This window comes from Sphingobium lactosutens (assembly GCF_013393185.1).
Taxonomy (GTDB): domain Bacteria; phylum Pseudomonadota; class Alphaproteobacteria; order Sphingomonadales; family Sphingomonadaceae; genus Sphingobium; species Sphingobium lactosutens_A.
In genome coordinates this window covers 114,644-125,162 of record NZ_QJQX01000078.1, presented here as the reverse complement: position 1 = coordinate 125,162, position 10,519 = coordinate 114,644, and the positions used below count along the sequence as shown (strand labels likewise).

At 64.2% G+C, this 10,519-nt stretch carries 10 protein-coding genes and 1 pseudogene; 9 read left to right on the top strand and 2 right to left on the bottom strand.

Annotated elements, in window-relative coordinates; genetic code table 11:
• Positions 1–13 precede the first annotated feature (13 nt).
• Both DM806_RS22505 and DM806_RS22500 read right to left on the bottom strand, forming a co-directional pair.
• Positions 14–774: pseudogene (locus DM806_RS22505) on the bottom strand (IS5 family transposase).
• A 248-nt stretch (positions 775–1,022) separates the two neighbouring features.
• Positions 1,023–1,394 carry an L-rhamnose mutarotase gene (locus DM806_RS22500; protein WP_179045394.1) on the bottom strand — a complete coding sequence of 124 codons (372 nt, stop codon included), beginning with the start codon at positions 1,392–1,394 and terminating at the stop codon, positions 1,023–1,025.
• Between the two features lie 74 nt (positions 1,395–1,468).
• Between DM806_RS22500 and DM806_RS22495 the strand changes: the two genes are divergently transcribed.
• The 9 genes from DM806_RS22495 to lldD are packed head-to-tail and all read left to right on the top strand — an operon-like array spanning position 1,469 to position 10,510.
• Positions 1,469–2,647, top strand: coding sequence for an aldose 1-epimerase family protein (locus tag DM806_RS22495; protein WP_179045393.1), 1,179 nt, complete (start codon positions 1,469–1,471; stop codon positions 2,645–2,647).
• Positions 2,644–3,390 (top strand): SDR family NAD(P)-dependent oxidoreductase, encoded by a 747-nt coding sequence (locus tag DM806_RS22490; RefSeq protein ID WP_179045392.1) that lies wholly within the window; start codon positions 2,644–2,646, stop codon positions 3,388–3,390. The genes DM806_RS22495 and DM806_RS22490 overlap by 4 nt, the downstream gene beginning before the upstream one ends.
• A 10-nt stretch (positions 3,391–3,400) precedes the next feature.
• Positions 3,401–4,591, top strand: coding sequence for a CaiB/BaiF CoA transferase family protein (locus DM806_RS22485; protein ID WP_179045391.1), 1,191 nt, complete (start codon positions 3,401–3,403; stop codon positions 4,589–4,591).
• Positions 4,588–5,709 carry an extracellular solute-binding protein gene (locus DM806_RS22480; protein ID WP_179045390.1) on the top strand — a complete coding sequence of 374 codons (1,122 nt, stop codon included), beginning with the start codon at positions 4,588–4,590 and terminating at the stop codon, positions 5,707–5,709. The genes DM806_RS22485 and DM806_RS22480 overlap by 4 nt, the downstream gene beginning before the upstream one ends.
• The gene (locus DM806_RS22475) at positions 5,706–6,476 is read left to right on the top strand and encodes an enoyl-CoA hydratase/isomerase family protein (protein WP_179045389.1); all 771 of its coding nucleotides are present in this window, start codon (positions 5,706–5,708) and stop codon (positions 6,474–6,476) included. Before DM806_RS22480 ends, DM806_RS22475 begins: the two co-directional genes overlap by 4 nt.
• Before the next feature lie 3 nt (positions 6,477–6,479).
• Complete coding sequence (locus DM806_RS22470) at positions 6,480–7,646, top strand: fumarylacetoacetate hydrolase family protein (protein ID WP_179045388.1); 1,167 nt, start codon at positions 6,480–6,482, stop codon at positions 7,644–7,646.
• Entirely contained in the window at positions 7,643–8,602 is a 960-nt protein-coding gene (locus DM806_RS22465; RefSeq protein ID WP_179045387.1) for a 2-hydroxyacid dehydrogenase, read from the top strand. Before DM806_RS22470 ends, DM806_RS22465 begins: the two co-directional genes overlap by 4 nt.
• Entirely contained in the window at positions 8,586–9,383 is a 798-nt protein-coding gene (locus DM806_RS22460; protein ID WP_179045386.1) for a kinase, read from the top strand. Before DM806_RS22465 ends, DM806_RS22460 begins: the two co-directional genes overlap by 17 nt.
• Positions 9,380–10,510: an FMN-dependent L-lactate dehydrogenase LldD gene (gene lldD / locus DM806_RS22455; protein ID WP_179045385.1), complete on the top strand. Its 1,131-nt coding sequence runs from the start codon at positions 9,380–9,382 to the stop codon at positions 10,508–10,510. Before DM806_RS22460 ends, lldD begins: the two co-directional genes overlap by 4 nt.
• Positions 10,511–10,519: the final 9 nt, after the last annotated feature.

Here is a 10,519-nt window from a genome sequence, read left to right as displayed (position 1 = left end):
GGTGACGATTTAATCATTTGAGCCAGAGCATGATGCTGGCGAGTTTGACAAATCCGAGGAAGTTGGGGGCGAGCTTGTCGTAGCGTGTTGCGATGCGCCGCCATTGTTTGAGTTTGGCGAAGAATCCTTCGATGCCCCAACGCTGTTTGTAGGCGATGCGGTCGTAGCCGTGTTGGTACTTGCGGTGGCGGCGTGGTGGGATGACCGGCTCGCCGCCTTGCTCGTAGATGAGGTCATGCAGGCGGTCGGCATCGTAGGCGCGATCCGCCAGCACCTTGCCTGCCGGGATGCCCCGGATCAGGTCGCAGGCTGGAGCCATGTCGTTTTGCTGTCCGGGGCCAAGAATGAAGCGGATCGGCAGACCGAGGGCATCGACTACGGCGTGGATTTTGGTGCCGAACCCACCTCTCGACCGCCCGAGAGCCTGGGCTTGAACGCCCCCCTTTTTATCCGAGCCCCTGCCGCTTGAGCCTGAGCGCGGATGACAGTGGCATCGATCGCCAGCCATTCGATGTCGGGATCATCGGACACCGCCGCGAATATCCGGTCGATCACACCCTGCTCGATCCAGCGATAATAGCGCCGCTTGGCTGTCTGATAGGGACCAAAGCGTTCGGGAAGATCGCGCCAACGACCGCCTGAGCGCGCCAGCCACAGCAAGGCATCGAGAAAACGCCTGCCGTCGCTACGCGGACCACGCTTACCCTTGCGCCCGCCCGGAACGAACTCCCGCAATCGCTCCCATTGATCGTCCCGAAGTACCTCGCCTTCCACACCAGCCTCCAAAAGCCACTGTTGAATCACAAAGACCCGGCGCCGTGAATCCCTAAAATGTCACTACAGCTAGTATTCTCGACAAGAGAGAAAACTTGTTGGATCTGCAAATTTCAAAATATTTCAATGATTTTGAACTTAGAAATGTGCGTCAGAATTTAGTGTTCTGGTGATGGCATTCAAGAACGCTCATTCATGCCTCCTTATGGGCAAGCCCTTCAGGTTTGGTGCTGCCCGACTTCGACGGATCATCCAATATCGATGGGTTGTGCCGCTAGCGAATAGATACGCTGCATTTCGACCCAGGTGATGTCCGGCGCAAAGGGCAAGGGACGCTGAAAAGTCCGCATCAGCGCATCCCAGGCTTGCACATCCGGATTGGCAGCGTCGCGCGCTGCCTTGGCCGCGCAATCGGCGGCCAGTGTGTCATCTTGCTCCATAATCATGACCATACGGTCGCCTACCACCCAGATTTGCAGGTCGTTAACGCCATCAGCGCGGATCGCGTCGGTCACGGCCCGCGGTGGGCCACCGGGCTTATGCCACTCGCGGTAGCGGGCGATCGACTCGGGGTCGTCGACCAGATCGACTACGAAGCAGCGTCGCACAATTTCAGCCATTTTCTCACTCCCGGTTGACGAACAAACACAGTCTATATATTCATCATACGTCTTACAATATGGAGAGGCTGATCATGGCCTGGCTTTATGGTGACGAAATGTCGAAAAGACACGTCGCCGAACGATCAGGTGCGCTGTCGCAATTTGCGGGCGTGCGGTTGATGACTTTGGAGGACGGGGCCGAACGCGGCGTTCGCATGCTGCACTTCCGCACCGGTACGGGGCTGAGCTTTACCGTGCTGGTGGACCGCGCCATGGACATCGCCGAATGCGAGCATGCAGGGCGGGCGATCGGCTGGCACTCGCCCTCCGGCTTTCGCCACCCGGGCCTGCATGAGTATGAAGGCGAAGGCGGGTTGGGCTGGTTCCGCTCCATGTCCGGCCTCAACATCACTTGCGGCCTCGACCATATTCTCTTCATGCATGACGATCCGGCGGGCCATTATCATTATGGTCCGCGTCGAGCGGTATCTTCCTCTCTGCATGGCCGCATCGGGACGATACCGGCGCAACTCACCGGCTATGGCGAGCAATGGCAGGGCGACGCCTGCACTTTCTGGGCCGAGGGGATCGTGCGTCAGTCTACGGTGTTCGGCGAGGATCTGCACCTCATCCGTCGTATCGAGGCGGATCTGGGTGGTGACGAGATTCGCCTGACCGATCGGGTGGTAAACCATGGTTTCTACCGGACGCCGCACATGTTCTGCTATCATATCAATGTCGGCCATCCGGTGGTGGCGGAGGGTGCGCGCTATGTGGCGCCCATCCGCGACGTGCTATGGGCTGCCCATGCCGATCATTATCGGCGGCAAGGTGTCGGCTATCGCACCTTGCCTCCACCGATCGTGAACTTCCACGAACAGGTCTGGCAACATGACATGGCGCCCGACGCCGATGGCGGGGTCGAGGTCGCGATCGTCAATGAGGCTCTGGGCTTCGGCTTTTCGGTCGTCACGCGCAAGGATCAGTTTCCGGCCATGTTCGAATGGCAGAATCTCCATGCCGGTCATTATGCGGTGGGCATCGAACCATCGACCAATCATGTTCTGGGCAAGGATTTCGCGCGTGAGCGCGGCGAACTGATCGAACTGGAGCATGGTGAGGAGCGTCGCTACGACACGATCCTGCGTGTCCTGCCCGAACCCGACGCCGTCTCCGCCGCTGTCGCGCGGATCGAGGGCGTCCAGCGCCAGCCCGACGAGGATTATCCCATGCCTTCGGGCGCCTTCCCCCCAATCGGAGGCGCGGCATGAAAGGCCGGACGATCCTCTATACCGGCGCGGCCGGCGGGCTGGGGCTGGAAACGACGCTGCTGCTGATCGAGCGCGGTGCGACCGTAATCGCGGTCGACAACGACCCTGCGAAGATCGCGCGACTGATCGATGCGGCGACGGGCAGAGTGCCGGGGCGCCTGATCGTTTCGACCGCCGACCTGTCCGACCTGGCGGACTTTCGCACAACGCTCGACGGATTGATCGCCGAACATGGCGGGTTCGACATCGTCATCAACAATGCCGCCATCTATCCGTCCAAACCCTTCGAGGATTTTTCCATCGAGGAGCATCAACTGGTCCAGCGGATCAATGTCGACGCCGGCATCGTCGCGGTGCAGGCTGCTTTGCCGGGGATGCGCGCGCAAGGCTTCGGCCGGATCATCAACATCTCCAGCATCACCATTTCCGGCGGCTGGGCGAGCCTGTCCCCCTATGTTGCGTCGAAGGGCGCGCTGGTAGGTTTGACCCGCGCATGGGCGCGCGAATTCGGCCCCGACGGCATCACCGTAAACGCGATCGCGCCTGGCGCCTTCCCGACCGATGCGGAGAAGATCCATCCCGACCGGAAGGGATATAATCAGATGGTTCTGGATGCGCAGGCGGTCAAGCGTCGCGGAACAGCCGCTGACATCGCCCATGCCATCGCCTTTTTGGCCGCCGAGGAGGCGGGCTTCATCACCGGCCAGACGCTGCATGTGAATGGCGGCTGGGTCATGGCCTGAAGGAACAGATATGAGCATTCTCAAGGATATTCGCGTTCTCGACTGTTCCATCGCCATGGCCGGCCCCTTCGCGGCGCAGCGGCTGGGCGACATGGGCGCCGACGTCATCAAGGTGGAGCCGACCAGCGGCGAATGGCAGCGCCATGCTTCTGCCGGCGGCGCGACCGGCAATAGCGTCAACGTCTCCTTTCTCTCGTTGAACCGCAACAAGCGCTCGCTGGCGATCGACCTCAAGTCGCCGGAGGGCAAGGCGGTTTTGCTGGACCTGGTGAAGGACGCGGATGTCTTCCTGCAAAATTACCGGCCCGGCGTGGCCGAACGTCTCGGCGTCGATTATGAGACCCTCTCGGCGATCAACCCGCGTCTTATCTATGTGTCGATGTCGGGCTATGGGGAAGATGGTCCCTATCGCCTCTATCCGGGGCAGGATCTGCTGCTGCAGGGCATGTCCGGCGCAATGCTCTCGGCCGGAGCGGAGGGTGCGCCGCCATCGCCTGCAGGCCAGTATCTGGTCGACGCCGTCACCGCCTATACCGCTTTTGAGGGCGCGCTTGCCGCGCTGTTCCACCGGGAGCGGACGGGTGAGGGGCAATTGGTGCAGGTCAACATGCTCGACGCCATCACCACCATCCAGATGCAGGAATTGTCGGTCTTTACCGTCGGCGGCAAGCCCCAGGCCCGGTCGGCCGAGCCGCACGCGCACAGTTATATCCGCGCGCCCTATGGCGTGTTCGCGACGGCGGACGGCTATATGACGCTCGCCATGGCGTCGCTCAGGACGCTGGGGCAGGTGCTGGACGACCCCTTCTTTGCAGAACTGGATGAGGAGCGGGACGGCTGGACCCAGCGCGACGCTATTTTCGCGCGGGTGAAGGCGCATCTGATCGCGCGCGATACTGCGCACTGGCTGGAGACGTTCCGCGCCGCCGACATCTGGTGCGGCCCGGTCTACGGCTATGCCGACCTGATCGACGACCCGCAGATCCGCCACAATGGCACCTTCGTCGAATATGAACATCAGACGGAAGGGCGGGTGAAGGTGCCGGGCTTCCCGATCCGCTTTTCTCGGACGCCATCGGCCATCACGCGCGGCGCACCGCTGGTTGGGGAACATAGTCGGGAGGTGCTGGCGGAGATCGGCCGCAGCGAGGCTGAGATCGCGCAGTTGATCGAATCCGGCGTCGTGCGCCAGCACGCATGAGCGTGCCGGGCTATCGTGGTCTGACCTGGGACCATCCGCGCGGCTATCGTGCGCTGGAGGCGGCCGCGCGTGACATCGCGCCACGGCAGGGGCTGTCGATCATCTGGGACCGCCATCCGCTGGAAGGGTTCGAATCCTCGCCCATTGCAGACCTTGCCGAACGCTACGACCTGATCGTTCTCGATCATCCCCATGTCGGCGAGGCGGTGGCGCAGGATTGCCTGCAATCGATGGAAAGCCTGTTCGGCGATGCGATGATCGCCGGTCTGGAGACGGCCGCAATTGGCCGCTCGCTGGCCAGCTATCGCTATGCCGGGGCGCATTGGGCGTTGCCGCTCGACGCCGCAACGCAGGTCACGGTTTATGCCCGCGATCGGATCGCTGCGCCGCCCAAGACCTGGGAAGAGGTGATCGCGCTCGCCGAAGCCGAACCGGTCGCGCTGTCGCTGGCCGGGCCGCACGCGATCCTCTCCTTCCAGTCAATCTTCGCCGCGCTTGGCGGCGTGCGTCCGGCGGATGGGTTCGTGGATCGGCCGACGGGGCGTGACGCCTATGCGATCATGGCCGCGCTCGCCGGCACGGCCAGCCGGCAATGGATTGACGCCAATCCGATCGCGCTGCTCGAAGCGATGACGGCGGGCGAAGATATCGCCCTTGTCCCGCTCATCTACGGTTATGTGAATTATGCGCCCGGCGGTCGGATTGGCTTCGCCGATGCGCCGCGTGGGGTTGGGGGCATCGGATCGATGCTGGGCGGCACCGGGGTCGCCGTGTCGCGCCGCTGTATCGTGACACCTGCTCTGTTGACGCATCTCGCCTGGCTGATGGGCGAGGATACGCAGCGGCACTTCATTCCGGCGCATGAGGGGCAGCCTTCGCTCCGCGCCGCCTGGACAGACCGGCAGGTCGATGACCGGTGGGGCGGTTTCTACAGCGGCACTCACGCGACGCTGGAGGCCGCCACCCTGCGCCCGCGTCATGACGGCGCCATCGCCTTCCAGTCCGAAGCGTCTGCGCGTCTGCGCGCCGGACTGATCGAGGGCGAACCGGCCGACCGGGTGCTGGACGACATAGAGGCGGCCTTCCGCCGTCATCACCGCAAAGGACAGGAGCTATGAGCGCTCAATTGCGTTTTGATATCGCCGACCGCATCGCCACTATCATGCTCAACCGGCCCGAAAAGCTCAACGCCATGACACCCGACATGGCGACGGCGCTGGTCGAGGCGGTAGCCGAGTGCAACCGGTCCGACGCGGTGCGTGTGCTGGTTGTGACCGGGGCGGGGGAAAAGGCCTTTTCCGCCGGCTCCGACATTTCGACGCTGGATGCCTATGCTACCCCTTGGGATTTCCGCAACCGACAGGATTATTGCGACGCCCTGCGCGCCTGTCGCAAGCCGGTGATTGCGGCGGTCAACGGCTACGCGCTGGGCGGAGGACTCGAAACCGCCATGGCCTGCGACATCCGTATCGCATCGAGCAATGCCCGCTTCGCCGCGCCGGAAATCAAGCTGGGCTGGATCGGCGGCGGCGGCATGGCCGTGGGCCTCGCTCATTCGATCGGCATGTCGAATGCTGCGCTGATGCTCTACACCGGCGATATGGTCAGTGCCGATCAGGCGCTGGCCTGGGGGCTGGTAAGCGAAGTGACGGCGCCTGAGCAGTTGATGGCGCGGGCGCTGACGATTGCCGCGACCATTGCGGAACGCGCGCCGATCGCGGCCGAAACCGCCAAGCTCAACCTGCGCGCCGCGCACCAGATGCCCTGTGACAAGGCGATCGAATATGAGCGGGATTTGCAGGCGATCTGTTTCGCAACGGCAGACGCCGCCGAAGGTCGCGCCGCCTTCGCCGAGCGACGCGCCCCCGATTTCCGGCGGCGCTGAGCCATGGACCTGTTTCCCGCAGCCATCCTGCCGGCCGATCCGGACGCGCTGCTCTTCGGCCGTGTCTGGCGTCCCGATTACGAGGGGCCGTCGATCGTCCGCATCGATGGCGATCGACTGATCGATATTTCCGCTGCCTTCCCGACCGCGCGCGACCTGTGTGAAGCATCGTCTCCCGCACAGTCGCTACGCGGCGCTACGGGCGAGGATGTCGGCGCCCTCTGCGACATCCTCGCCAACACATCGCCCAACCGGCGAGACGTGACGCGACCCTGGCTGCTCTCGCCCATCGACTTGCAGGCGGTGAAGGCGGCGGGCGTGACCTTCGTCACTTCCATGCTGGAACGGGTGATCGAGGAAAAAGCGAGGGGCAATCCCGATGCGGCGGCCCAGATCAGGGCGCAGGTCCGGGCGCTGGTAGGCGACGATTTGCGCCATTTGCGGCCGGGGTCAGACGAAGCGGCACAACTGAAACAGACGCTGATCGCCGCCGGAGCCTGGAGCCAATATCTGGAAGTCGGCATCGGTCCGGATGCCGAAATCTTCACCAAGGCGCAGCCGATGGCGACCGTCGGCGCGGGTAGCGACATCGGCGTCCATCCCGGATCGGTCTGGAATAATCCGGAGCCGGAGGTCGTGCTTGTGGTCGCATCGGACGGCCGGATCATCGGCGCGACGCTGGGCAACGACGTCAATCTGCGCGATGTCGAAGGGCGATCGGCGCTGCTGCTGGGTAAGGCGAAGGACAATGTCGCTGCGGCGGCGATCGGCCCTTTCGTGCGGCTATTTGACGAAAGGTTCGATCTGGCGGCAGTTGATAACATCACCGTGACCCTGTCGCTCCAGGGCCGGGATGGCTTCGTGATGGAAGGGCATTCGGCGATGGCGGAGATCAGCCGATCGCCGGCCGACCTTGTCGCGCAGGCCGTGAACGCGCATCATCACTATCCCGATGGCCTCGTCCTCTATCTCGGCACTCTGTTCGCGCCGACACAGGATCGGGGCGAGTCGGGACGGGGCTTCACCCATGCGGAAGGAGACGTCGTGCGGATTGGCTGCAAGGAACTGGGAACATTGGTGAATCGCGTAACGACGACCGACCGGGTCGAGCCCTGGGATTTCGGAACCGGCGCGCTGATGCGCAATTTGGCACGGCGGGGGCTATTATGAGCGAACGGCCGCGCATCCTGTTGACGCGCCGTTGGCCTGAGACGGTCGAGCGGCGGCTTGTCGCAAGCTATGACGTGACCTTCAATGAAACCGATCGGCCGATGGATGCGGCGGCGCTGTCTCAGGCAATGAAGGATCATGATGCGCTCTGCCCGACCGTCACGGACCGGATCACGCGCGACGTGCTGCTGGCCGAAGGGCGGCGCGCGGGCATCATCGCCAACTATGGCGCGGGCTATGAGCATATCGATCTTTCGGCGGCGCGTGAGGCGGGGCTGGTCGTCACCAATACGCCCGATGTGCTGACCGAGGCGACCGCTGACATCGCCATGACGCTGATCTTGATGGCGATGCGCCGGGCGGGCGAGGGTGAGCGCGAATTGCGGGGTGGCGGCTGGACTGGATGGCGACCCACCCATTTGCTGGGCCAGTCGCTCGACGGCAAGCTGCTGGGGCTGGTCGGTTTCGGCCGGATCGCCCGCGCAGTGGCGAAGCGGGCGCAGGCCTTCGGCATGCGCATCGCCTATCATGGCCGCCGCCCGGCGGAGGATATGCCGGCCGATGCCTATTTCACCGATTTGGGCACGCTGGCAGAGCAGGCGGATGTGCTGTCGCTCCACGCGCCGGGCGGGGCAGAGACGCGGCATATGGTGGACGCGGCACTGCTGGCGCGGATGCAGCGCCATGCGGTGCTGGTGAATACCGGGCGCGGATCGCTGATCGACGAGGCGGCGCTGGCGCAGGCGCTGGCCGAACGGCGGATCGCGGCGGCGGGGCTGGATGTCTATGAGGCTGAACCGCAAGTCCATGGCGGCCTGATCGACTTGCCCAACGTGGTGCTGCTCCCGCATCTGGGCAGCGCCACGATCGAGGCGCGCACGGCCATGGGGATGAAGGTCGCCGACAATCTCGATCGCTTCTTTGCCGGAGAGCCGCTGCTTGACCCCGTCGCTTGAGCGGATCGCGGCGGCGACGCGGGACTGGCTGGCGGGAGCGAGCCGACCGCTGATCCTGGGCCTGTGCGGCGCGCAGGGATCGGGAAAGTCCACGCTGGCGGCGGGATTGCAGGCGCTGATGGAACAGGACGGGCGACGGACGGCGATCCTGTCGCTCGACGATCTCTATCTTGGACGGGCTGTGCGCGCGCGGCTGGCAGATGAGGTCCATCCGCTGTTCCGCACGCGCGGCGTGCCCGGCACCCATGACGTGGCGCGGGGCATCGCGCTCTGTGAGGCGGTAAAGGCAGGTGACCCAGTCCTGCTGCCGCGCTTCGACAAGGGGCAGGACGAACCTTTTTCGGAAGGCGAAGCGATAGCGGGCTCGATCGACCTGCTGATCTTCGAGGGCTGGTGTGTCGGCGCGCGACCACAGCCGGAAGCAGACCTTGTTGCGCCGGTCAATGTGCTGGAGCGGGATGAAGACCCCGACGGGATCTGGCGGCGGCATGTCAATCGTCGGCTTTACGGCCCTTATGCCGAGCTGTTCGGCTGGATCGACCGGCTGATACTGCTCGCTGCGCCCGATTTCGCGGTGGTGCGGAGCTGGCGCGGACAGCAGGAGGAGGCGCTGCGCGCAGAGCAAGGGGAGGCGGCGAACCGGGCGATGGATGCGGCGCAGCTCGACCGCTTCGTGCAGCATTATGAGCGGCTGACCCGGCATATATTGACCGAGATGCCGGGACGCGCCGACCTGACCCTGTCGCTCGACAGCGACCGGCAACTGAGGACCATCGCATGATCATTTCCTCGCCACTCGACTTTCGCGAAGCGGCGCGACGGCGATTGCCGCGCTTCCTGTTCGACTATGTCGATGGCGGCGCCTTTGGCGAGGAGACTCTGGCCGCCAATCGCGCCGATCTGGCCGATATCAAATTGCGCCAGCGGGTGCTGCGCGACATATCGGCGCTCAGTCTCGATACGACATTGTTCGGCGAGACGATGGCGATGCCGCTGCTGCTCGCACCGATTGGCCTCGGCGGCATGATGCGGCGCCGGGGCGAGTTGCAGGTGGCGCGCGCTGCCCGGCAGGCAGGCATTCCCTATATCCTCTCGACCGTCAGCGTCTGCTCCGTGACGGAAGTGGTCGAGACCGTCGGCCAGCCCGTCTGGTTCCAGCTCTATGTGCTCAAGGATCGCGGCTTCATGCGCCATGCGCTGGAGCGGGCGCAGGCGCTGGGCGTCACCAAGCTGGTCTTCACCGTCGACATGCCGCTGCCTGGCGCGCGCTATCGCGACGCCCATTCGGGGATGAGTGGTCCCCATGCCCCGCTGCGCCGGATGATGCAGGCGATCGGTCGGCCAGGATGGGCATGGGATGTGGGATTGCTGGGAAGACCGCATGATCTGGGCAATGTGTCCGCCTATCGCGGACAGCCGACCGATCTTGCCGACTATATCGGCTGGCTGGGCGCGAATTTCGATCCGTCCATCACCTGGTCCGACCTGGAATGGATCAGGGATGCGTGGAAGGGCGAGATGATCGTCAAGGGCATCCTCGATACCGACGATGCGCGCGATGCGGTGCGGTTCGGTGCGGATGGCATCGTCGTGTCCAACCATGGCGGACGGCAGCTCGACGGAGCCTTGTCGACCGCGCGCGTCCTGCCGGGGATTGCCGATGCCGTGGGCGATGAGCTGACGGTGCTGGTCGATGGCGGCGTGCGGACGGGGCTGGACGTGGTGCGGATGCTGGCGCTGGGCGCGCGGGGCGTATTGCTGGGACGGGCCTATATTTATGCGCTGGCGGCACAGGGCGAGGCGGGCGTCGCGCGCCTGCTGGACCTGATCGCGCAGGGGATGAAGGTGTCGATGGCCTTGAGCGGCGTAAAATGCGTCAACGAAATAGACAATCGCATGCTGATCTAAAAGGCTTGG

Bases quoted from the DNA above. Each gene is read 5' to 3' on its own strand.
- DM806_RS22500 (WP_179045394.1), bottom strand. From the start codon at position 1,394: ATGGCTGAAATTGTGCGACGCTGCTTCGTAGTCGATCTGGTCGACGAC.
- DM806_RS22495 (WP_179045393.1), top strand. From the start codon at position 1,469: ATGGCCTGGCTTTATGGTGACGAAATGTCGAAAAGACACGTCGCCGAA.
- DM806_RS22490 (WP_179045392.1), top strand. From the start codon at position 2,644: ATGAAAGGCCGGACGATCCTCTATACCGGCGCGGCCGGCGGGCTGGGG.
- DM806_RS22485 (WP_179045391.1), top strand. From the start codon at position 3,401: ATGAGCATTCTCAAGGATATTCGCGTTCTCGACTGTTCCATCGCCATG.
- DM806_RS22480 (WP_179045390.1), top strand. From the start codon at position 4,588: ATGAGCGTGCCGGGCTATCGTGGTCTGACCTGGGACCATCCGCGCGGC.
- DM806_RS22475 (WP_179045389.1), top strand. From the start codon at position 5,706: ATGAGCGCTCAATTGCGTTTTGATATCGCCGACCGCATCGCCACTATC.
- DM806_RS22470 (WP_179045388.1), top strand. From the start codon at position 6,480: ATGGACCTGTTTCCCGCAGCCATCCTGCCGGCCGATCCGGACGCGCTG.
- DM806_RS22465 (WP_179045387.1), top strand. From the start codon at position 7,643: ATGAGCGAACGGCCGCGCATCCTGTTGACGCGCCGTTGGCCTGAGACG.
- lldD (WP_179045385.1), top strand. From the start codon at position 9,380: ATGATCATTTCCTCGCCACTCGACTTTCGCGAAGCGGCGCGACGGCGA.